Here is a 22,420-nt window from a genome sequence, read left to right on the forward strand (position 1 = left end):
GCCCGCCGCCAGTACACTGGAATCATTGTCACAAGGGAGGACACCATGGCAGTTCGCCGGCCAAATCTTGCAGAACAGGTTCGAGATGAACTCACCGAGCTCATCAGCAACGGCACGTATGTCGTCGGCGACCGGCTCCCCAACGAAGACGAAATGTCCGTCAAGTTCGCCGTCAGCCGGGCCACCGTCCGCGAAGGCTACCGGGCCCTGATCGACGCCGGGTACCTCTCCCGCCTCCACGGCAAGGGGACCTACGTCACCCGGGTCCCGCAGCGCCACGCCCTGGACCTGAACGTCAGCTACACCGCGATGATCCAGGCCGCCGGGTTCACCCCGAGCATCCGGATCATCTCCCAGAGTGTGCAGCCCGCCGACGACGCCGACCGGGACCGGCTCCGCCTGGACCGCGGCGCCGCGGTCGTCGTCGTCGAACGGGTCCGGTTCGCCGATGACCGGCCCGTCGTCTACAGCGTGGACCGGATGCCGCTGGCCCTCGTGCCCGAAGCGACCCGCGGCAACCTGGGCCCGTCGCTCTTCGACCTGCTCGAAAACCACAACCACGGCGTCCGAAACGGCCGGGCCAAACTCCTCCCCGTCCTCGCCGGACCCCCCGAAGCCGCGCAGCTGCAGGTCAAAGACGGCGTCCCGCTGCTCTACTTCGACGAGGTCGACTACGACGAGAACGGCACCCCGGTGCTCGCCTCCTTCGAATGGCACACCAGCGACGTCTTCGAAATGTGGCTCAACCGGCGCGCACAACCACCGACCCACCGCACCGAGACCACCCCGGCCCTCGCCGAGTCGCAGTCCTAAAACACCGGACGAAACGGCCGGGCACGCTCCCCAGCGTGCCCGGCCGTCCCCATTTCCGGAGGTAGTCCGGCCGGCTAGCCGATCAGCGCCAGCACCGCCCCGGCCACAACCACTCCGCCCGCTTCGGTGCGCACGTCAGTGACGGTGCCGTCCCGGTGCGCGGAGACCTGGGTCTCCATCTTCATGGCTTCAAGAACAACAACCGGATCCCCTGCCGATACCTCGGCGCCGGGCTCGACGAGCCACTTCACCACGGTCCCGGCCATGTCGGCGCGCAGCTCCTCCGGGTCGGCAGCGGAAGCACGGCCGTCGGACGCTGCTTCCGGGGACATGCCGGCGGGCAGCGGAGCGCCGGAGCGCGCCCAGCCGTCCAGCAAGTCGGCCGGTAGGCCGACGGCGAGCCGCCGTCCGTCCACGTCGACGGTGATGGTGCGGCGTTCGCCGTCGGGCGCGGTGGTGCTGTAATCAGGATCGGCAGAGATGGAGACACTGTCCGCGAAGTCGGTTTCGATCCAGCGGGTGTGGATGCCCAGCCCGTCCTCGGACGTGAAGTCCGGGGACTCCAGCACGGCCCGGTGGAACGGCAGCACGGTGGCCACCCCGGTGATGCGCATTTCGGCGAGGGCCCGGCGGGCGCGGCGTAGGGCCTGCTGGCGGTCCGCGCCGGTGACGATCAGCTTGGCGAGTAGGGAATCGAACTGCGGCGCGACGAAGGAGCCTGAGCGGACTCCCGTGTCGAGGCGGATGCCCGGTCCGGTGGGGCCTGCAAACTCGCCGATCGTCCCGGGCGAGGGCAGGAAGCCTCGGCCCACGTCCTCGGCGTTGAGCCGGAATTCGAAGGCGTGTCCGCGCGGCGCCGGGTCCTCGGTCAGGCGCAGCGGCTCCCCCGCTGCGATCCGGAACTGCTCCTGGACGAGGTCGATCCCCGTGGTTTCCTCGGTGATGGGGTGCTCCACCTGGAGCCGGGTGTTGACCTCGAGGAATGCCACGGTGCCGTCCGCCGCGACCAGGAATTCCACCGTGCCGGCGCCGGAGTAGCCGGCTTCCCGGCAGACGGCCTTGGCGGCGTCGTAAATCAGCGTGGTCTGCTCTTCGCTCAGGAACGGCGCAGGAGCCTCCTCCAGGAGCTTCTGGTGCCGGCGCTGCAGTGAGCAGTCGCGGGTTCCGACGACGACGACGTTGCCGTGCGCGTCCGCCAGGACCTGCGCCTCGACGTGGCGCGGACGGTCCAGGTAGCGCTCCACGAAGCACTCGCCCCGGCCGAAGGCGGCCACTGCTTCACGGACGGCGGAGTCGAAGGCCTCCTCGACCTCGTCGATGACCCGGACCACCTTCATGCCGCGGCCGCCGCCGCCGAAAGCGGCCTTGATGGCGATCGGCAGGCCGTGCTGTTCGGCGAAGGCCCGGGCCTCGGCAGCCGTGTCGACGGGACCGTCGCTGCCGGCCACCAAGGGTGCGCCGGCCCGGACGGCCGCGTCGCGGGCCGTGATCTTGTTGCCGAGCAGCCGGATGGCGTCCGGCGTCGGACCGATCCAGGTCAGTCCGGCGTCCAGGACGGCCTGGGCAAAGTCGGCGTTCTCGGAGAGGAAGCCGTAGCCGGGGTGGACGGCGTCCGCTCCGGACTCGGCCGCCACGGCGAGGAGCTTGGGGATGTTCAGGTACGTGTCCGCGGGTGAGTTGCCGTCCAGGCTGAAGGCTTCATCCGCCGCGGAGACGTGCAGGGCGTCGGCGTCGATGTCGGCGTAGACGGCGACCGACGCCAGCTGCGCGTCGTCGCAGGCCCGGGCTATGCGGACCGCGATTTCTCCACGGTTGGCGATCAGGATCTTGCGCATCAGTTACTCGCTTCTTCGTCGGTGGCGGCGTGTTCAGTGGTGCCGTGTTCGGTGGTGGCGGCTTCGGCCCAGCGGAAGCGGATCTTGCCCCCGATGGGTACCTGCGCCGCGAGGTCCAGCTGGGAGTCGACCACCACGGCGATCACCGGGTAGCCGCCGGTGATGGGATGGTCGGCCAGGAAGAGCACGGGCAGGCCCTCCGGCGGGACCTGCAGGGCGCCCGCCACGGTGCCTTCGCTGGGCAGTTCGCCCTGGCGGCTGCGCTGCAGCGGGGTCCCGTCCAACCGCATGCCGACCCGGTTGGACTGCGGCAGCACGGACCAGTCCTGGGCAGTGAACGAGTCCAGCGCCGCCTGATCGAACCAGTCGGCGCGGGGGCCGGGGACGACGTCGAGGACAGTCACCCCGGCTCCCGGGTAGTCCGGCTGCAGTTCGGGAGCCCCGACGACGCCGGATTCGGCCTCGCCGCCGGCGGCCAGCACCTGCCCGGCGGCCAGGGGCGCGGGACCGATCCCGGACATCGTGTCCGTGGAACGGCTGCCCAGCACCAGGGCTGCGTCCACCCCGCCGCGGACCGCGAGATAGCTGCGGAAGCCGCTCTGCGGCGCGCCCAGGCTGAGCGTTTCGCCATCGAGCAGTGCGAAGGCACTGGCCACCGGCACGGTGCGCTGCCATGTATCGCCGGCGTCATCCGGCGCCGACACGATGCTCAGTTCCGACGGCGCGCCGGCGACGGCGAGGACCTGGTCCCCCACGGCCTGGACCTTAAGGCCGCCGGCGACGGTCTCAATGGCAGCCGCGCCGGGGGCGTTCCCGACGAGGCGGTTGGCCCGGCGCAGCGAGGCGCGGTCCAGTGCGCCGGCGGCGGAGACGCCCAGGCCGGAGTGGCCATGCCGGCCCAGATCCTGGATCAGGCTCTGCAGACCGGGCGAAACGATCCGGAGACCGCGGGTGACGTCGTCCCCGGCGGCCGGTTCCGGCCCAGTGCGAGCATTCTCGGCCGCAGGCTCTGCGGCTGACTCCGCGACGAGCACGGCATCCCGGACGGGGCGGAACTGAACCCGGTGGCCGGGGGCGGCCAGGGCGGGCTGGTCCCGGTCCAGGTCCCACATCCTGGCGTTGGTGCGCCCGATCAGCTGCCAGCCGCCCGGGGAACGGCGCGGGTATACGGCCGAATAGTTGCCGGCCAGCGCCACGGAACCTGCGGGCACGGCGGTGCGCGGCGAGCTGCGGCGGGGCACTTCCAGCTGCTGGTTCTCCCCCACCATGTACCCGAATCCGGGGGCGAAGCCGGCGAAGGCCACGGTCCAGACCTGGCCGGAGTGAGCGGCGATCACGCCCTCGGTTCCCAGACCGGTGAGCCGCCCGACCTCGGCGAGGTCTTCGCCGTCGTACACGGTGTCGATGATCACTAGCCCGCCGTCGAGCTGCACGGGTGTGGTGAGGTCGAGCTGCAGCAGCCGGGCGGCGATGCGCCGGGCCGAGGTCGGGGAATCGGCCTTGACCAGGACGGTCTCGGCCGCGGCCAGGACGTCCTGCTGGCCCGGCAGTGGCTTCTCCAGCAGCAGCGCCTGCAGGGCAAGCACATCCTGGGTGCCGGAGAGCTCGGCTAGGACCGCGCGCGTTCCCACGGCCCGCACGGAGCGGACCTTGTGAACTGTTGCGTTCTCTACCTTCGGGGGTTCCCCTGCTGTCTCAATCACGAGGTGCCTCACTCATTGTGCCGGTGCCGGTGGACAGGATCCGCGCCCCTCAGGCGCGGGCATCCTGCAGGAGCCGCTCTTCTTCGTCGGTATGCGGATTGCGTCCGATAGCCAGTCCGATCACCGTCACGATCGAGGCGACCGCGAGGTAGCCGGCGATCAGGAACCAGTCGCCGCTGGCGGCGAAGAGGGCGGTGAAGACCAACGGTGCGATGGCGCCGCCGACCACGCCGGCCAGAGTGTAAGCCAGCGAGCTGCCGGCGTAGCGCAGCCGGGCCGGGAACTGCTCGGTGATGTAAGCGGCCTGCGGGCCGTACATGAAGGCGTGGAAGGCCAGCCCGATCACGATGCCAACGGTCAGCGTGAGGACCGACTTGTCCTGGATCATGACGAAGAACAGCGGGATGTAAATAGCGGTTCCGACGGCGGCGATGCCGTATACGAGGCGGCGGTTGACGCGGTCCGTGAGGGCGCCCGCCGCGGGGATCAGGACCAGCTGGAAGGCGGAACCGATCAGGATGGCGGTCAGGACGTTGCTGGTGCTCATGCCCAGTTCCTTGGTGGCGTAAACGGCCATGAAGACGGTGAGCAGGGAGTACAGCACGTCCGGGCTGATGCGGGACAGGGCGGCGGACACGAGGGCGCGCGGCTCCTTGGTGAAGACCTCCTTGATGGGGGCCTTGGGCTGTTCGCCGTGGGCCTGGATGGCCTTGAAGACGGGGGTTTCCTCGAGCTTCAGCCGGATCAGCAGGCCGAAGCCCACCAGGAAGGCCGAGGCAAGGAAGGCCACACGCCAGCCCCAGGAGAGGAAGTCTTCGTTGCTGAGCGTCGCGGCGAGCACGGCCAGGACGCCGTTGGCCATCAGGTTGCCGGCGGGCGGGCCGATCTGCGCGGCGGAAGACCAGAAGCCGCGCCGCTTGGCGTCGCCGAATTCGCTCGAGAGCAGGACGGCACCGCCCCATTCGCCGCCGACGCCGATGCCCTGCGCCAGGCGCAGCAACACGAGGATGATGGGAGCGGCTATACCGATGGTGGCGTAGCCCGGGAGCAGGCCGATCACCACCGTTGCGATGCCGATCAGCAGCAGGGTGGTCACGAGGACGTGCTTGCGGCCGATCTTGTCACCGAGCCGGCCGAAGATCACGCCGCCGATGGGACGGGCGAGGTAGCCCACCGCAAAGGTCGAGAAAGACAGCAGCAGCCCGACGTATTCGTCGGTGCCCGGGAAGAAGACCTTGGGGAACACCAAGGCCGAGGCCACGGAGTAGATCGCGAAGTCGTAGTACTCCAGCGAAGTGCCGGTGAGGCTCGCGACGTAGGCCTTGAGGGCACCGGGCGGGATCCTCCTCTTGCCGGCGGCCGGGGTGGCCTGATGCGGTGCTGCAGTCATGGTTTTCCTCCAGGTGTGCGGGGTGCTGCCTGTTGCTCGGGTTAAAGTGCGGGTGATCCCGGCGGAACCGGGCGATCCGGGCGGAACCGGGGATGAAGCAGGTGTTGCTTCGGCTTAGACGAACGCGGCTGTTTCGATCCCGGCGGCGTTGAGCGCGTCGCGGACGGCGGCGGCCATGGTGACGGCTCCCGGGGAGTCGCCGTGCACACAGATGCTTTCTGCGTGGATCTTCAGGATGGAGCCGTCGATGGTGCGGACGGCGGAATCGGTGGCCATCCGGAGGACATGCTCAGTGACGAGAGCGGGATCCTCCAACACGGCTCCGGGGAGCGTACGGGATACCAGGGTGCCGTCCGGGTTGTAGGCCCGGTCCGCGAAGGCTTCGGTAACGGCCCGGAGCCCGGCTGCCTCGGCGAGGCGCAGCACTTCCGAGCCCGGCAGGCCCAGGATCGGCAGGTTCGGGTCAACGGACTTCACGGCGTCGACGACGGCCTTCGCCTGGGCGGTGTGCGAGACGATGGCGTTGTAGAGGCCGCCGTGCGGCTTCACGTACCTGACCGTGCCGCCCTCGACGGCGGCCAGTGCCTGCAGCGCGCCGATCTGGTAGACGACCTCGTCCGCCAGTTCGAGCGGGTCGATGTCCAGGAAGCGGCGGCCGAATCCGGCGAGATCGCGGTAACCGACGTGGGCGCCGATCACGACGCCGGCGGCGACCGCCTCACGGCAGGTCCGGCGGATGACGCTGGGGTCGCCCGCGTGGAATCCGCAAGCCACGTTGGCGCTGGAAACCGAGCGGAACATCGCCGTGTCGTCGCCTAGGGTCCAGCGTCCGAAAGACTCGCCAACGTCGCTGTTCAGGTCGATGGTTGCCATTTGTGATCCTCGTCTCATGATAGCCCCCTATAAGGATGCATCACTTTGCCCGATTGTTCAACAATCCGACGATTCAACATTTAGACAATCGTGTAGATTCGGCACCATGACGACTTCTGATGCAGCTGCCGGCTCTGCCCTGGGCGCGGCTGCGGCGCGGCTGCGCGTGGCCGTTCCCTCGGTGGCGGACCGGGTGGCGGCCGAACTACGCCTGCAGCTGGCGGAGGGTGTGCTTCTGCCGGGAGCCCGGCTCACGGAATCGACCATTGCCGAAGACCTGGGCGTTTCCCGCAACACGGTCCGCGAGGCCTTCGCCGAACTTGCGGCCGAGCGCCTGGTGGTGCGGCATCCGAACCGGGGCGTCTTCGTGGCCAGCCTGGAGGCGGGCGACATCCACGACGTTTACACGGTGCGCCGCGCCATTGAAGTCAGTGCGATCCGCGGCGGCGGCAGCCCGGAGCGGGTGGCGGCGGTCCGCGCGGCCGTGGAAGAGGGCAAAGCCGCGGCCGCCGCCAACGACGAAGAGGGTCTGGGCAACGCCAACCAGCACTTCCATGGCGCGATCGTTGCCCTGGCTGGCAGCCGGCGGCTGGACACGATCATGTCCCAGGTCCTGGCCGAGATGCGGCTGTTCTTCCACAAGGCCACCGTGGATGCGCACTTCTACCGGGGCTATCTGCCGGACAACGAGGAAATCTGCAACGCCCTGGAAGCCGGGGACCTGGACCACGCCGGCGAATTGCTGCTGGCCTATTTGAACCGGTCTGAGGAGCGCCAGTCCGCCGTCCACGGGGAGTGAGCCCGTTACCCGGTGATCCGCCAGCGAGCCTGGAATTCGGGGTGGTCGGCGTACGGCAGGGCCAGCGTGTGCAGGGACAGCGTGGTCCATTCAATGACGTCCGGCACCCATCCGGCGTCGGCGGGTTCCTGGCTGACCAAGGCGGTCAGCACGGACTGGCGGGCGGATTCAATGATGCCGATGAGCTGGCGCTTGGCCTCGCACTCGCGAAGCAGGCGGCGTTCATACCACTCGCCGGAGACGGCAAGCGTGGGGTCGCCGAGCAGCTTCAGGGCGGCGGCTTCGTCTTCTTTAATGCGTGCGGTCAGGAACTCGACGATGTCCACGAACCGAGCCTATGCGCGGCGCCGCCCAGACGGCTACGGCCTAGCGTTTACCCTTTTTCCGGGATCCCTTGCCGCGGCCCTTGTCCGGGTTGGGCGCGTAACGCTGCGCCACCTTGGGCTTCTTGGCGGCTCCGGTGCCGCGCCGGTCCGACTTGGGCTCCCGTTTGGGTTTCTCCTGCTGCGCCGAGGGCTGGCGGGAGCTCGCCGCGGTGCGTCCGCGGACAATCCCGATGAATTCCTCGATGACCTCGTCCGTGGTGTCGCTGGGCCAGGCCAACGCGATCTCCGTGCCGGGCGCACCGGTGAGTTTTCGCGCCACGGTGTCCTTGACGTTGAAATGCCGGGCCACGGACATCGGCAGGATCACCAGCCCGGCCCCGGACGCCACCACCTGCAGGGCCATCGCGGGTCCGCCGAGTTCCTTCACATCAAGGAAGGTCTCGGCAGACAGGTCCGCCAGGTCCACTTCCTCGAACAAGGAGACCTCGTGCCCCTTGGGCGCCACCACCACAGGCTGTTCCTCGTAGAGCGGGATGACGCTGAGTCCCTCGCGCTCCACCGGAAGCCTGACAAAGCTCAGGTCCGCGGATCCGTCGCGGAGCACGGATAGCTGCGCGCCGTCGTCGGACATAAAGGAGTGCAGCGGCACGTCAGGCATCCGCTCCTCCCAGCGCCGGATCCACTTTCCGGGTGTCACGCCGGCGACGTACGCGAAGCGCAGCTCGCGCCCAACTGCAACGGCTGGGACGACGGCGGTTTCGTCGGGGGTCTGGGGTGCTTCTTCTGCTGCGGACACATGTTCACAGTACCGCCCGGGGTGGCGCCGGGGTCCGCCCCGATGGCAGCACCATGCCGGTTTGGTCCTGGATTGGTGCTGGTTTGGTACTGATTTGGTACTGGTTTGGCGCCCTGCGGGCATCCCGCCGGATACCCTTGAACTATGACCTCCGCAAACTCCCAGTCCATGAAGCCGGCCACCGTTGCCAAGAAGCTTGGCATCTACCTGCCGGCGACACCCCAGGAGTTCCAGGATTCGGCCATCACCCGCGCTGATTTCGCCGAGCTCCAGGCCAACCCGCCGGAGTGGCTCGCGGAACTGCGCCGTAACGGTCCGCACCCGCGGCCCGTGGTGGCGCAGAAGCTCAACGTCTCCATCAGCGGCCTGTCCCGCGGTGGTGTTGAGGAAGCGCTGACGACGGCGGAAATCACCGCACTGCTCCAGGCTCCCCCGGCATGGCTGGTCGCCGAGCGCGCCACCCATGCCGCCGTCCGCGCCGAGGCCCAGCGGGTCAAGGACGAGGGCGCTAAAAAAGACGCCAAGAAAGCCCGCGCCAAGGCCGAATAGCGGCACGCGACGCACCCGGACAAGGACCAAGTGAGCCGCTAGGCCCTGTGCCTGACCCACGCGGGCGTGGCTGGTCCGGTAACTAGTCCTGGTGCAGCTGCACGAAGTTCCCGCAGCCGTCATCCATCACCACGCTGGTCCCGCCGGGCCCCTCTGACGGCTCCCCCTGGAACATCACGCCCTTGGCCGCCAGCCGGTCGTATTCGGCGCGCACGTCCGGCACGCCAAAGACGATCGCTGGAATTCCGGCATCGTGCAGGCCGTTCATGTAGGCCGCCCCGATCGGGTTGTCACTGGGCTCGAGCAGCAGTCCGGCGCCCCCGGCACCGCCCGGATCCTTGACGATGAACAGGTTGTGCTCCGGCATGGCCATCAGGGTTTCGAAGCCCAGCGTGCCGGTGTAGAACTCATGGGCCGAGGCTGGATCCTTAACGTGGACGCTGCACATTTTCAGTCGCATGGGCCCTAGGCTACGCCGGGAGGAACCGTGACGGAACCGCGACGCGGCCTTCGCGCCCGGCCTGGGCGCCCGGTGTTGGTGGCCGGCATCGCCCCGGCCGGGCAGGGCATTGACGGCCCCGCCGCCAGGGATTCCAATGGAACTAGCGGAACTGCCCCCGCCCGGGACCGTTCCGGGGAGGTGTGCAATGACGCTTTCACTATCCGGTGCCCTCGCGGCCTGGCAGTTCCTCGCCCTCGCCATCCTGGTTGCCGGGGCGGCGTTTGCCTCGGTCTATTTTGCCCGCAAGCATCTGGCAGCCAAGGACGGACCCTCAGAAGGCGCGGACGGCGCGTTTTGGGATGTTTTCGCCGGACTCGCCGTCGTTGTGCCCGCCATCGTCGTGTCCTCCTCAACGTGGCCGTGGGCGGGCCTGGCGCTCGGGATACTGGCCGCGGTGGCGGCCCTGGCGGCGCTGGCAGCGGCACCCCGGCTGCTGGCCAGACAGGATGCCCGCCGGGCCAGCCGGGAGACACGGCGCATGAACGAGGCGGCGGCCACACGGCACCGGAGCGCCCTCGCCCGGTGGCAGCAGTACGAACTTGATCCGGGGTTCTCCATTGACTATCCCGGGATGAGCGATCCCCGGCAGCCGGAAACGGCGGCCCTGATCCGGGCGATCAAGGCCGCCGAGCGCCTCGGCGGCCGCGCGGATCGTGCCTGCACTGATGCCGCCTACGCCCCGGCCGTGGAACGCCTGGAAGATGCGCTGGCTGCCGCCGAGCGCGCGGCGGGCGTCACCCCCGCCGGGCCGCCTGGCCCGGACCGCGCGCACCGCTGATTCGCGCAATTGCTGATCTAAGCAGTTCCCGGCAACCTCGGAAAGGTTCCATCATGACTGACATCACAATCATCGGCAGCGGCAACATGGCACGGGCGATCGGCACCCGGGCTGTCGCCGCCGGCCGTTCCGTCCAGGTTCTGGACCGGACGCCGGAGAATGCCGCCAAGCTCGCTGCCGACCTTGGCGGCGAAAGCACCTCCGGCGGCCTGAGCGAGGTTCCCGAGGGCGACATCGTCGTCCTGGCGCTCTACTTCGGCCCCGCCAAGGAAGTCGCCACGCACTTCGGCGATACGCTCAGCGGCAAAACGGTGGTGGACATCAGCAACCCAATCGACACCGAGACCTTCGATTCGCTGGTTGTCGCCCCGGGGACATCGGCGGCCGAGGAAATCGCCGCGCTGCTACCGGGCGCCCAGGTGGTGAAAGCCTTCAACACCACCTTCGCCGGACCGCTCGGCTCCGGAAGGGTCGGCGGCAAGCCGATGGATGTCTTCATCGCCTCGGATTCCGAACAGGCCCGCAACAATGTCGCGGCCTTCGCCGAAGCCGCCGGGCTGCGTCCGCTCCAAGTGGGCGGACTGCGCCACGCCCGCGAACTGGAGGGCTTCATGCTGCTCTTCATGGCGCTGCAGGTCAACCCAGCGTATCCAGCCTTCAACTGGGGCGCCGGCCTGAAAATCATCGACTAGGGGCGCCTAAAGCTCGACCGTTGCGCTTTCGCCGACGCTCATCCGGCTGCCGGCCGCGGACTCAGTGCCCGCGGGACAGGACCTTGCCCCTGAAGAACTCGGGGCGGAGCTTGGCCATCACCAGCATGAGCACCACGCCCAGCAGGATGACGCCCATGCCCAGGATGAAGACCAGGCCCACACCACCGATTGACGAGCCGGAACCGTACGCGGGATCCATGGAGTCATAGGCCGTCTTGACGAACATGACCAGCAGGATGACGCCGCCCAGGAGGGGAGAAAGGAACTTGAAGAAGAACGCCTTCGCCCCGCTGAACGCCTCGGCGCGGAAGAACCAGACACAGGCCAACGCGGTGATGCCGTAGTAGAAGCAGATCATCATGCCCAGTGCCGTGATGGTGTCCCACAGCGCGTTCTCCGACGTGGTGCGGGTAATGACATAGAACGCTGCGGCGGCCACTGCCGAGGCGATCGTGGCATAGCTCGGGGACTTGTACGTGGGGCTGATCTTGCCGAACTTCTGCGGCAGGGCCTTGTAATGGCCCATGGACAGCAGGGTGCGCGCGGGCGAGACGAACGTGGACTGCAGCGACGCGGCGGAGCTGCTCAGGATGGCCAGCGACATCAGGATGGCGAACGGGCCCATCACCGGCCCCGCGAGGACCGCGAAGATGCTGCCCTGGTTTTCCGGGTTGCCGGCACCGAGGCCGGTTTCGCCGACGCCGGCGAAGGTCAGCGTGGCCAGGGCGACGGTCATGTAGATGATCACGATGATCAGCACGGTCAGGGTGGCGGCGCGGCCCGGGGTCTTCTCCGGGTTCTTAGTCTCCTCGTTCATGGTCAGCGTGACGTCCCAGCCCCAGTAAATGAAGATGGACAGCGAAACGCCGGCGGCAAAAGCGGAGAAGGATCCCACCGCGAAGGGGTTGAACCAGTCCGGGGAAATGGCAGTGGCGTCAAAGGCCGTCCCGTTGGCGACGTGGCTGAACGCAGCCACGGAGAACCAGCCAAGGACCAGCAGCTGGAATCCCACGAGAACGTATTGGACGGACTTGGTGGTCTCCATGCCGCGGTAGGAGATCCAGCAGGCGAGGGCAATGAACACCAGCGTGGTGGCGATATTCAGCGGCAGGTTGGTGGTGAGGTCGGCGAGGTCCGGGTTGCCGGTGAGCTGCGCCAGCATGAGGTAGAAGAAGTCCACAGCGACGGCGGCCAGGTTCGAGAGCACGATGATGGTCGCCGCGATCAGCCCCCACCCGCCCATCCAGCCAATCCATGGGCCAAACGCCCGCGAGGCCCAGGTGAAGGACGTGCCGGCGTCGGGCATGGCGTTGTTGAGCTCGCGGTAGCCGAACGCCACCAGCAACATGGGGATAAAGCCCACCAGGAAGATCGCCGGCAGTTGCACGCCGACCTCGGCCACCGTGGGGCCCAGGGCTGCCGTCAGGGTGTAGGCCGGGGCGATACAGGAAATTCCGATGACGACGGCGCCAATCAGCCCCACCGATCCTGCCTTCAGACCTTTCTCACTGAGCCCGTGCTGGTCGTGCTGCTGCCCGGGCTGCAGTCCGGGCTGCAGTCCGGGCTGGGAGGCCTTGGACATCTCGTGTTCGGTACTCATTTTTGTGCCTCTCCAGGAATGTCGTTCGACGCCGGCTGGTTGGGTTGCTTGAGTTCATAGTCGCTCGGAACCACAATCATCGGCACCGGCAGGGCGCGCAGAATGCGGTTGGCTGTACTGCCGAGGAAGATGGACCGGCCCTTGGCAAGCCTGCTCGATCCGATCAACAGAATCTCGCCGTCTTCCCAGTCCAGGCGGTCCACCGCCTCCTCGATGCTCCGGCCGTGCGCGACGACCACTTCGGTCTTCGCCTCCTCCCGGACCTCCTGCTCGCCGCCCGGCAGGGCCGCGGCAAGGTGCTTCTCCGCGTACTCCCGGGCCGCATCGGCGGCACCGGTCGCATCAGCCGCATCGCCGCCGTCGAGCGCCAGAAGCGAGACCACGCGCAGCGGCACGACCCGGTTCGACGCCATGCCCAGGGCGAAATCGAGCAGTTTCTCAGCGCCCGCCCGGGTTCCGAGCCCGCAGCTGATACGGGTCAGGGCCTCCTGGCGGTGATAGCCGTGCGGCGCCAGGGCAACCGGAACTGTCGACGCGTGGAGCAGGGCGCTGGCCACCGACCCGATCGTGAACCGCTTGAAGATCCCGTTTCTGGTTGCGCCGATGACCAGCATGTCCGCGCGCAGTTCCTCGGCCGCCTCGATCAGCGCGTGCGCGTCGGAATCACCGCTGCGGACGTGCGCCTGGGCCTGGACACCGGGCGGAACCAGCGCCAGCGCCTGGTCGAGCCACTCCTGGGCCTGCTCGTTGAGCAGATGTTCAAATCCGGGCCTGGGTGCGAGGGCGTGCCCGGAATGCTGCACTTCAGGCACCACCAGCACAAGGTCCAGGCTCGCTCCACGCCCGAGCGCCAGGGAGACGGCCAGATTGACCGCATCATGGCCTCTGGCATCGGCTGAGTACCCCACTACGTATCGCATCTGGGCCGTCCTCTCTCTCTTGAACTATTGGGGGCTTTCTACTGGGACACGGAAGCTCGGTCCGCGGCGGCGACAATCCGGGCGGCCGTGATCTGTCCCATCCGTACGGCGCCGTCGACATGCTGGTAACCCTCGGCCGCGAGGTCGGAGCAAGACCAGTAGATGGGGCCAACCGGCTTCAGCTGGTCTTTCCCGTACCGGTGCAGCCCGCCGAGGTCGTAGCTTGCGGCGTAGGCCCCGCGGGTCCATTCCTCGGAGCCCCAGTCGGACTCGTAGTAGACCTCGGGATCCAGGGCCTTTTCGCCGAGGAAGGACGCAATCGATTCGAGGATGGCGCGGCGGCGATCCTCGGCACTTAGCTCGAACATGGCGTCGGCCTTCTCGTCCGAGACGAAGCCCACCAGCGTGCCGCGAAGGTCCTCGTGGTTCGTGTTGTCGTAGACCTCCTGCACAATCGCTCCGGCGCCGAAGGCGGTGCCGGAGAGTCCGCCCTCGCGCCAGAACGGCGAGCTGTACACGGCGTGAACCTTGATAACCAGGCCCAGCGACTGGTGCTGGTGCATCTGGTGCTGGCGGCGGGGCAGCGGCGGATTGAAGGAAACCCGGGAGTAGAGGTTCGGCGGCACGGCCATGATGACGAAGCGGGCATTCACGGTTGCGCGTTCGGAGACAGCAGTGACGCGGTATCCCCCGCTCGCGTCCTCGGCCCAGTTGATGGTGCGGACCGGACTGTCGAGGACGACGTCCCCGCCCAGTTCCGCGGCCTGCAGCAGTGAGACCAGCTGCATCCCGCCGACAACCCGCTTGTCCAGGATGAAGTCCTCATCCGTGAGATTGCTGAAGGACCCGGCGGAGGCAGCCATCAGGACGGCCTGCAGGGCGGAGAAGGCGTGGGCAGGTTTGGTCAGCATGCCGCCGGCGATGAAAAGGCCGATGTTGTTGCAGGCTTCCTCATCCGTTGAGTTCTGCCGCAGCCAGTGGTGGAAGGAAATGGTGTCCAGTTCGCGGGCCTTGGGGTGTGCCCACGGCTCCTCGGCACCGATCTCCGCGGCGAGGGAATCGAGCAGGGCAGTGAGCTTGTCCATCTCGGCCGCGGTGGTTTCGCTGACGGGGAAGGTGTCACCCGTGTACAAGGTGCGCTGGCCATCTGCGCCGATGTAGACGGATTCGCCATCGCGGTAGCGGGAATAGGTCTGCAATCCGAGCTCATCCAGGAGCCCCAGGAGTGCCGTCTGGTCCGGGGAAACCCACTGGCCGCCGATTTCGAGCATGGCCCCGTCAATCGTGTCGGTCCAGGTGCGCCCGCCCACGCGGTCCCGCGCCTCGAGCACCGCCACACTCAGTCCGGCCTTCTTCAGGTTGCGGGCGGCGGTCAGTCCGGAAGGGCCAGCCCCTACGATGACGACGTCGCGGTCAAGTTCCAGCATGATGTCCTTCCTGCGGCCGCTAGAGTGATGCGGACCACTAAATGAATGCCGTTCATTTAGAATGATAGACCTTCCCTCCGCTTCAGGGAAGACCCCCCTGCCTGGTGAATTTCGCCCGTAAAGTTGGGGGCAGAATGGACTAAGTCCCGGAACCGACAGCAGAGCTAGAAGAAAGGCCCGGAATGACGGCACCAACCAGCGTCCCCGCCGATCCGCACAGCCCCGCCGCCAATCCCCGCCGCCGCGTGGGCCGGCCCGCGGCGGCCGTTCTCGACCAGAACGGCATTACCGCGGCGGCCCTGCAGCTGATCGGCAAGAGCGGCTACGACGGGTTCACCATGGCCGCACTGGCGAGGACCCTCAATGTGGCGCCCTCGGCGCTGTACAACCACGTCTCCTCCAAGCAGGATGTTCTGGTCCTCGTCCAGGACCATTTGACGTCGTTCGTGGACGTCAGCGCCTTCGAGACCGGGCCCTGGGAACAAGCCGTGAGGGACTGGGCCTGGAGCTACCGCGACGTGTTCTCCAAGCACACGCCGCTGATCCCGGTCATCGCCGTCCTCCCCGTGACGGATGCACCCAAGACGCTGGCCATGTATGAGGCCGTCAGCGCGGGTTTTAGCCGCGCCGGCTTCCCGCAGGAGCGCATCATCCCGGCCATCGTGGCGCTCGAATCCTTCATCTTTGGCTCCGCCTACGACGTCACGGCACCGGCGGACATCTTCGATTCCGGCAGCATGGCTGCCTCGACGCCGCATTTCACCGCCGCCGTCGAGCGTCTGGCCGAGGACAGCCAAGAAAAAGCGGCAGACGTCGCCTTCAGCCTGGGACTCGAGGCACTCCTCGCCGGACTCGGGACGCTGCGGGTGGCCTGACGGGCCTCTTGGTTGCTGGGCCCCGGGTTCGAACTCAGCCCAGCGGAGTGTGTCCGGCGGCAAAAGTGAAGGGAGAGGGCCGAAGCCCCTCCCTCCACCGATCGGCCCTCAGCCGACGTGGATTCCCGGCCGGAGGGCCGGGTCGTGCTCGACCTCGCGGAGAATTTCACGTACCAGCGGGGCCGTGTCGCCCTCGCCCAGGAACAGGTAGCGCATGAGGTGGCTCACCGGGCTGCCCTCGGACCACTGGAAGTAGCACTGGGGCTTCGTGCCCGTCGAGTCGCGCATGGCCAGCAGGACCGCGGCGATCGCATTCGGCACCGCCGGTGACTTCACCCGCAGGATCCGGTAGCCGTCCACTTCGATGCCTTCGACCCGGAGCGTGTGGCTGAACTCCGACGGGTCGGAGATCTCCACCTCCAGGAAGATGACGTCCGCCGGGCCCGGCACCGGGTTCAGACCGCGCTGTTCGAACTCCTTGTCCGCGTACTCAGACTTGTCACCGGCCTGGCGCTTGTTGGAGATCACGTTCAGCTGCCCGTCGAAGGCGATCGAGTCGGTGATGAACTGGCGGGCCGCCTCGTCGAAATCGATGGTTTCCAGCCGCAATTCGGTAGTGCGCTTCACCCGGGAGACCAGCGAGACGACGATGATGCCGGCGATGAAGAAAGCCGAGATTGCGATGCCGTCCGGCTTTTCGATGACGTTGGCGCCGAGTGCGTAGAGCAGGACCAAGGTCAGCGCACCGAAGCCGATGGTGCCGGCGCGGCTGTGCCGGCGGATCGCTGAGACGGTCACGGCGACCGCACCGGAGACCATCATGGCCAGGATACCGGTGGCGTAGGCGCCGGCTTGGGCGTTGACGTCGGCCTTGAAAGCGATGGTGATGCCGATGCTCAGCACGGTGTAGACGATCACGACCGGGCGGACGGCCCGGCCCCATTCCGGTGCCATGCCGTAGGCGGGCAGGTAACGGGGCACGATGTTGATCAGCCCGGCCATGGCGGATGCCCCGGCGAACCAAAGGATCAGGGCGCTGGAAATGTCGTAAACAGTCCCGAATCCGGCACCGAACAGGTCGTGGGCGAGGAACGCCAGGGCGCGGCCGTTGGCCTGTCCGCCCTCCTGGAACTCCTTGGCCGGGATCATGACCGTGGTCAGGAAGCTCGTGCACATCAGGTAAACGCTCATGATGGCCGCCGCGGTGGTGAGCAGCTTGCGGGTGTTCCTGACCCGGGAGGCCATGACCTCTTCCGGGGTATTCCCGGCCGCCTTGATCAGGGGCATCATCGACACGCCGGTCTCGAACCCGGAGAGCCCGAGGACCAGCAGCGGGAAGGCGATGACGGCCGGGCCGATCAGGTCCATCGGTCCGCCGCCGGCACTGGCCAGCAGCCGGTCCTGCCAGCCCGCGATCAGGGACGGATCGGAGAAGACGTGCATGAACCCGGCGGCGACGACGGCGGCGTTCAGGAGCAGGTAGACGGCCACGAGCGGGATGGCGACGCCGACGGCCTCGTTAAATCCGAGCAGGAACACTCCGCCCAGGATCAGCAGCAGGATCACCGTGATGATGACGGCACTGCCCTTCAGACTTTCCGGGATCATCGGATTCTCCAGCAAGTGCACGGTGGCATCGGCGCCGGAGAGGGTAATGGTGATGATCCACGAGGTCGCAACGAACCCGAGCAGCAGCAGGACGAAGAACTTACCGCGCCAGAACGGCAGCAGCTTCTCGAGCATGGCCACCGAGCCCTGCCCGTGCGGGCTCTCCTGGGCGACGCGGCGGTACATGGGCAGCATGCCCAGCAGCGTCAGGGCCACGATCAGCAGGGTGGCCAGCGGGGACAGTGCGCCGGCGGCCAGGGCCGCGATGCCGGGCAGGTAGGACAGGGTGGAGAAATAGTCGACGCCGGTCAGGCACATGACCTTCCACCAGGCGTTGGGTTTGTGGTCTTCCTCGGCTTCGGGGCCAGCGGGTGCGACCTGGTTGGCGAGCAGCCAGCGGACCAGCGGTTTGCGGTCCGGGGCGGCGGCCTGCTTCAGGTCAACCTGGGCCGGAACGGCGTGGTCAGAAGTCGTCGTCATGATGTCTTTCTGTCGGTGGCCGGGCGTCAGCCGGGCCGGAACACGGCAAAGGAACCGGCCAATTCTAGTACCGGTCCCTGCGGCTGGCTGTCAGCTCCACCGGTTTGTCGTCGTCGTAATGCTCTTGTGGCCCGGGTGTTTCTGCCGCCCTCAGTGCGATTTCTCTCCACGGGCATGGCTTACCGGGGCCTCGTCAGTCAGGACTTGCCACATACCCTTCAGGCCCGGCCGGGGCGCGAAGCCGGTGCCCTGATACAACGGCTCGGCCTCCGGCGTTGAGAACAGTCCGAGGAACGCGGTTCCCCCGGCCAGTGCCGTCACTTGGGCGCGGAGGCGTTGCATGACGGCCGTGCCTAGGCCTCGGCAACGATGTTGCGGATGCACGGCAACATCTTGGACGTAGAAGAAGAAGGCGCCGTCACCAACAACACGGCCCATCGCTACGATGGCTCCGGCCTCGTCCAGGACGACGGTTCCGCAGGAGGATCCCGCCAGGGAGCCAGGCATGGCCTCCCAACGGAAGGCATTCCCCCATCCGACGAGTTCTGCCAGTTGGCGGTGCTCGGCAACGGTTGCTACACGGTCAATGGTTTTGTAAGACATGTGAGGAATCGTGCCATGGAAGGTCCGGATCAAGGAGAAACTCCGGGGTCTAAGCCCTGTCCAGTACAGAATCCAAGTCCACGGCGCCGCTGGTCATACATCAACGCATGGAGGTGTGCCTGAGCTGAGGACAGCTAGCTCGCCGGGTCGTACCCGAACTCGCGGAGCTCCTGCGCGCAACGGCAGGCCGCCGCGATCTTCCTCGCCCACTCGACCGCGTCCTCGCGCGTCGGCAGCTCCAGCACGGTGAACCCACCATTGAGTTCGGAGCCCGGATAGGTCTCGGTGCTCACCGAACCGTCGGCGGAGACCAGCACGGGATCGACTTCCTCCTCGATCCCACCGCCGAATACGTAGACGCCGGCAGCCTTCGCCTCCTCGATCACAGCGTGGGATTCGGCCGAGACGATCGGGAACTCCTCGTCGGTGAGTACCATGGCTTCGCTCGGGAAGGAGATGAGGTATTTGGTCATGTCTAGATGGTGCCCCGCGGGCGGGCCGGACGGCAACGGTTGTGGATAGTTAAAGTCAACCATTCGGCCCCTCTGGGAGCATGCTAAGGGATCCGGACGGTAGGGCCTGAGTATTTCGTGACCGTGGTGTAGCCCGCTTTGGACCCGACCACGCGGACCTTGATGGTGTCGTACCGGTCAGCCCAGGCGAGCCGGTAGTACCGTCCCGTGGCGCCGGCGATGGCGACCCCGGACCGGTACCACTGGTACCGCAGTGTGGTCCCGGCCGTCCAGGTCCGCGGGTTGGCCGCGAGCGTGTAACCGTAGCGGGGGTAGCCGCTAATCCAGGGGGTCCCCGCGGTAAGGGTCCCGGCCGCAACGGCCGCGGTCGTCGCTGAGTCCTTGATGAGGGTGGTGAACCCGGTCTTGAGCCCGGCGACGCGCAGTCGCATGATCTTGCCGCTGTCGGTGGCCGTCAGCGTGTACTTGGGCCCGGTGGCACCGGGGATCGGGACGCCGGAGCGGTACCACTGGTATTTCAGGGTCGTGCCCAGGGTCCAGGTGCCGGTAGCCGCGGTCAGCGTGGAGCCGACCTTCCTGGTGCCGCTGATCAAAGGCGTCGGGCCCGAGAGGATGCCGGCGGTCACGACATATGTCGGGGTTTCCTTGACGATGGTGGCGTAGCCGGGCTGTGTGCGGGTTACGCGCCCCATGAGCGTCTTGCCCAGGTCAGCCGCCGTGATGTCGTAATACGGATGATTGGTGTCCGGGACCGCCGCTCCTGACCGGTACCACTGCCAGGTCCGTCCCACTTCGTCCCCCCAGGTCGGATCGCTCAAGGTCGCCAGAAGGGAACTGCCGACTTTCGCGGTGCCCGTGACGGTCAGGCCCGGTTCCGAAAGCGTGCCCGGCGCGACCGGGAGGGTGGGCGCAAAGACGACGGTCACGCTCTCATATCCGTCCTTGGTGCCGGTCACGGAGACGGCGAGGGTCTGGCCAAGATCGGCAGCATTCACGGTGTAGGTGCCGCCGGTTGCTGCGTCGATGGCGGCTTGGCCCCGGTACCACTGGTAGCTCAACGTTGTGTCCGGCGCCCAGGTGCCCGAGTCGGCAGTCAGTACCGAGCCCACGCTCGCCTCACCCTGGATTGACCGTGTGCCAGCGACCCCTGGTTCGGGTGTCTGCTGCGGGTCAGGCCTTGCCGCCTCCACCGCCGCACCCGCGTCGACCAGCCCTGCCCCGCATCCTCCGGTATCGCATGTTCCCGGCAACGGACGGGCCGTCTCCTTGAGGATTCCCTCGACCTGGGCCGGGGTGAGGTTCGGGTTCGCGGCCATCATGAGGGCCGCGACGCCGGCAACGTGGGGTGCGGCCATCGAGGTGCCCTGCATGTAGGCATACGTTTCGGTGCCCTGCACGGTGGTGCCGTCATTCCAGGTCGACAGGATGGTGTTGGTCCCGCCGGTGGAGCCGTCGCCGCCGGGTGCGCTGACATCGACCTCGGGACCGTAGTTGGAGTAGTACGCCTTGTTGCCTTCGCGGCCGGTCGCGCCAACGGTGATGACGTTGTTGCAGTTCGCCGGCGTGCCGCCGGAGGCGGGCGAGTCCGCATTGCCGGCAGCTACGACGACCGTGACGCCCTGCGCTGCGGCGTAGTCCAGCGCGGACTGGAAGTAGTCACCGCACTGGCCGGAACCGCCCAGGGACATGTTGATGACCTTGACGGGGTTCGCGTTGGCCTGGACGCCGGTGACGGTCCCGCCGGCGGCCCAGACAACGGCGTCGGCGATGTCGCTGAGGTATCCGCCGCAGGCGCCCAGGGCCCGGACCGGGAGGATCTTGGAGGAGTAGGCGACGCCGGCGATGCCGGTGCCGTTGTTGGCTGCGGCCCCGATGGTCCCGGCGACGTGGGTCCCGTGCCAGGACGAGTTGGAACCGTTGCAGTAGTCCCCCGCGTCGGTGGCGTTGCTGTCGCGGCCGTCCCCGTCGTTGGAGATGGTGGTGTCGGAGATGAAGTCGTAGCCCGGGAGGACCTGGGTCAGGTCGCTGTGGGGTGTGATGCCGGTGTCGATGACGGCCACGACGGTGCCGAGTCCGGAGGTCATGTCCCAGGCTGCGGGGACGCGCATCCCTGCGGTGTCTTCGGACAGGTCCCACTGCTCCGGGTACAGCGGGTCGTTCGGGGTGGATGCCGGGCGGACGAACGTGTCCGGTTCGGCGTAATCGACGTTGGACTGGCTGCGCAGCGAGGCGAGGACCCCGGCGCTCTCACCGGCTGTCAGCGCCTCAGTGCTCTGGACGACCGTCGCACCGCGTGCCGTGGCGTGCAACTCTTTGACGGAGACGCCCGAAGCCCTGGCTGCCTGCCCGTACGCGTTGGCCCTGGCGTTGGCGGTCCCGGGCTTGAACTTCACGACGAAGCGACCGTTGGCCTGGGCAGGAGGGGGCGTCGAAGCGGTGGGCGGGGCGACCGGGCGTGCGTCAATTGCTGGCTTCTCGGCCGCCGCGGCGGGGAGGGCGAACAGGGTGCTGAGCAGTACAGCGGCGGCGCTGAATGATGCGACGGCCTTGGGCAGGCGCGGTGCGGTCATGTGGGTCCTCAGGAGGCATGGCCGGTGTTAGCCGGCCGTCGGGCGAGAGCGGGAAACACTCGCGCTCACCAGCGCCCGCCCCCGCCAGAACTCTAACCCAGACGCATTCGAGATGACGGCGGCGGTCGTGCGCGTTTCCAGGCGACGAAGCCCGCGACGTAGGGCGGCCCTACCTTCAGACGCTAGTAGGGGCCACAGGCAACAACGTGGCTTCCCGCATGTAGTTTTGACCGGCTCCCGTTAGACCGAGCAGGCACTATCGGTGCCTGGATTGCGGGGCGCGTCGCTCGGGTGTGCGCCGGCGCGGGCTGTTCCCCTCCGGGGCGGCTTTGGACACGATTTCGGCACTTGGGTCCGCTGTTGGCGACGTGTCCGTGTCAAAGTGCCCCCGGACCGCGTGGGTGAAGGCAAAAAAGAACCCCGGTCCGAAGACCGGGGTTCTTTCGATTGCGTGCGCGAGGGGGGATTTGAACCCCCACGCCCTTTCGGACACTGGCACCTGAAGCCAGCGCGTCTGCCGTTCCGCCACTCGCGCGCAACTTCTTCCACTCGGATAGGGCCGGTTTCCCGGACCGCCAACCTCGTAAAAGCAGCGAGATCAAGCATAACGGACAATTGCGGGAAAACACCAATCGAGCCGGAGGCCTCCCGGCCTGCGGTGTCTTCCCGGCCAGGCATACCCGGTCGCCGGGGGTCATGTCGGGGCCAGCCGGGGCAGCCGCGATGGCGATGTCCGCGCACGTCAGGGCGCGATCGGCGCTCATTTCGACGTCGGCCCTGTGGCGTC

At 67.6% G+C, this 22,420-nt stretch carries 20 protein-coding genes and 1 tRNA gene; 6 read left to right on the plus strand and 15 right to left on the minus strand.

What is annotated here, in order from left to right; all coding sequences use genetic code 11:
- On the plus strand, positions 1–813 hold an 813-nt coding region (locus BLS42_RS13530; protein WP_090582001.1), incomplete at its 5' end, for a GntR family transcriptional regulator.
- A 74-nt stretch (positions 814–887) separates the two neighbouring features.
- Here BLS42_RS13530 and BLS42_RS13535 read toward each other — a convergent pair.
- The 4 genes from BLS42_RS13535 to BLS42_RS13550 form a co-directional block, all read right to left on the minus strand.
- Complete coding sequence (locus BLS42_RS13535) at positions 888–2,648, minus strand: acetyl/propionyl/methylcrotonyl-CoA carboxylase subunit alpha (RefSeq protein WP_090582003.1); 1,761 nt, start codon at positions 2,646–2,648, stop codon at positions 888–890.
- The gene (locus tag BLS42_RS13540; protein WP_371129575.1) at positions 2,648–4,351 is read right to left on the minus strand and encodes a 5-oxoprolinase subunit B/C family protein; all 1,704 of its coding nucleotides are present in this window, start codon (positions 4,349–4,351) and stop codon (positions 2,648–2,650) included. The genes BLS42_RS13535 and BLS42_RS13540 overlap by 1 nt, the downstream gene beginning before the upstream one ends.
- A gap of 49 nt (positions 4,352–4,400) precedes the next feature.
- Positions 4,401–5,741 carry an MFS transporter gene (locus BLS42_RS13545; RefSeq protein ID WP_090582004.1) on the minus strand — a complete coding sequence of 447 codons (1,341 nt, stop codon included), beginning with the start codon at positions 5,739–5,741 and terminating at the stop codon, positions 4,401–4,403.
- 114 nt (positions 5,742–5,855) lie between these two features.
- Positions 5,856–6,614, minus strand: coding sequence for a LamB/YcsF family protein (locus BLS42_RS13550; protein WP_090582006.1), 759 nt, complete (start codon positions 6,612–6,614; stop codon positions 5,856–5,858).
- A 106-nt stretch (positions 6,615–6,720) separates the two neighbouring features.
- Between BLS42_RS13550 and BLS42_RS13555 the strand changes: the two genes are divergently transcribed.
- A complete protein-coding gene (locus tag BLS42_RS13555; RefSeq protein ID WP_090582008.1) occupies positions 6,721–7,413 on the plus strand; it encodes a GntR family transcriptional regulator in 693 nt (230 codons plus the stop codon).
- A 5-nt stretch (positions 7,414–7,418) separates the two neighbouring features.
- Here BLS42_RS13555 and BLS42_RS13560 read toward each other — a convergent pair whose 3' ends face one another.
- Positions 7,419–7,739 (minus strand): DUF6221 family protein, encoded by a 321-nt coding sequence (locus BLS42_RS13560; RefSeq protein ID WP_090582010.1) that lies wholly within the window; start codon positions 7,737–7,739, stop codon positions 7,419–7,421.
- Between the two features lie 40 nt (positions 7,740–7,779).
- The gene (locus BLS42_RS13565; protein WP_176803432.1) at positions 7,780–8,535 is read right to left on the minus strand and encodes a LysR family substrate-binding domain-containing protein; all 756 of its coding nucleotides are present in this window, start codon (positions 8,533–8,535) and stop codon (positions 7,780–7,782) included.
- A 144-nt stretch (positions 8,536–8,679) separates the two neighbouring features.
- Here BLS42_RS13565 and BLS42_RS13570 point away from each other — a divergent pair, with 144 nt between their 5' ends.
- Entirely contained in the window at positions 8,680–9,084 is a 405-nt protein-coding gene (locus tag BLS42_RS13570) for a DUF5997 family protein (protein ID WP_090582012.1), read from the plus strand.
- Positions 9,085–9,166: 82 nt separating this feature from the next.
- On the opposite strand, the gene BLS42_RS13575 is transcribed toward BLS42_RS13570, so the two are convergent.
- Complete coding sequence (locus tag BLS42_RS13575) at positions 9,167–9,544, minus strand: VOC family protein (protein ID WP_090582014.1); 378 nt, start codon at positions 9,542–9,544, stop codon at positions 9,167–9,169.
- Between the two features lie 187 nt (positions 9,545–9,731).
- On the opposite strand from BLS42_RS13575, the gene BLS42_RS13580 reads away from it, so the two are divergent.
- Together BLS42_RS13580 and BLS42_RS13585 are read left to right on the plus strand one after the other, a co-directional pair.
- Positions 9,732–10,364 (plus strand): hypothetical protein, encoded by a 633-nt coding sequence (locus BLS42_RS13580; protein WP_090582016.1) that lies wholly within the window; start codon positions 9,732–9,734, stop codon positions 10,362–10,364.
- A 53-nt stretch (positions 10,365–10,417) separates the two neighbouring features.
- Positions 10,418–11,056, plus strand: coding sequence for an NADPH-dependent F420 reductase (locus BLS42_RS13585; protein ID WP_090582018.1), 639 nt, complete (start codon positions 10,418–10,420; stop codon positions 11,054–11,056).
- A 61-nt stretch (positions 11,057–11,117) separates the two neighbouring features.
- Here the strand turns inward: BLS42_RS13585 and BLS42_RS13590 are convergent, their stop codons facing one another.
- Genes BLS42_RS13590 through BLS42_RS13600 form a run of 3 tightly spaced genes read right to left on the minus strand, consistent with a single transcriptional unit; the run spans position 11,118 to position 15,024 of the window.
- On the minus strand, positions 11,118–12,677 hold the full coding sequence (locus BLS42_RS13590) for an APC family permease (protein WP_256336465.1): 1,560 nt from the start codon (positions 12,675–12,677) through the stop codon (positions 11,118–11,120).
- Positions 12,674–13,597, minus strand: a complete 924-nt coding sequence (locus BLS42_RS13595) for a universal stress protein (protein WP_090582020.1) — start codon at positions 13,595–13,597, stop codon at positions 12,674–12,676. Before BLS42_RS13595 ends, BLS42_RS13590 begins: the two co-directional genes overlap by 4 nt.
- 38 nt (positions 13,598–13,635) lie before the next feature.
- Complete coding sequence (locus BLS42_RS13600; RefSeq protein ID WP_090582022.1) at positions 13,636–15,024, minus strand: flavin monoamine oxidase family protein; 1,389 nt, start codon at positions 15,022–15,024, stop codon at positions 13,636–13,638.
- A 182-nt stretch (positions 15,025–15,206) separates the two neighbouring features.
- Between BLS42_RS13600 and BLS42_RS13605 the strand changes: the two genes are divergently transcribed.
- Positions 15,207–15,899, plus strand: a complete 693-nt coding sequence (locus BLS42_RS13605; RefSeq protein WP_090582024.1) for a TetR/AcrR family transcriptional regulator — start codon at positions 15,207–15,209, stop codon at positions 15,897–15,899.
- A gap of 108 nt (positions 15,900–16,007) precedes the next feature.
- Here the strand turns inward: BLS42_RS13605 and BLS42_RS13610 are convergent, their stop codons facing one another.
- From BLS42_RS13610 to BLS42_RS13630, 5 genes are all read right to left on the minus strand, one after another.
- Complete coding sequence (locus BLS42_RS13610; RefSeq protein ID WP_090582026.1) at positions 16,008–17,987, minus strand: APC family permease; 1,980 nt, start codon at positions 17,985–17,987, stop codon at positions 16,008–16,010.
- Positions 17,988–18,137: 150 nt separating this feature from the next.
- Positions 18,138–18,590, minus strand: a complete 453-nt coding sequence (locus BLS42_RS13615; protein WP_090582028.1) for a GNAT family N-acetyltransferase — start codon at positions 18,588–18,590, stop codon at positions 18,138–18,140.
- A gap of 134 nt (positions 18,591–18,724) precedes the next feature.
- Positions 18,725–19,063 carry a YciI family protein gene (locus BLS42_RS13620; RefSeq protein WP_090582029.1) on the minus strand — a complete coding sequence of 113 codons (339 nt, stop codon included), beginning with the start codon at positions 19,061–19,063 and terminating at the stop codon, positions 18,725–18,727.
- Positions 19,064–19,146: 83 nt separating this feature from the next.
- Positions 19,147–21,633: a S8 family serine peptidase gene (locus BLS42_RS20735; protein WP_090582031.1), complete on the minus strand. Its 2,487-nt coding sequence runs from the start codon at positions 21,631–21,633 to the stop codon at positions 19,147–19,149.
- A gap of 452 nt (positions 21,634–22,085) precedes the next feature.
- Positions 22,086–22,168 (minus strand) — tRNA-Leu (locus BLS42_RS13630).
- Positions 22,169–22,420: the final 252 nt, after the last annotated feature.

Origin of the sequence: Arthrobacter sp. ov407 (genome assembly GCF_900102895.1) — a bacterium.
In the GTDB taxonomy this organism is placed as follows: Bacteria; Actinomycetota; Actinomycetes; order Actinomycetales; family Micrococcaceae; genus Arthrobacter.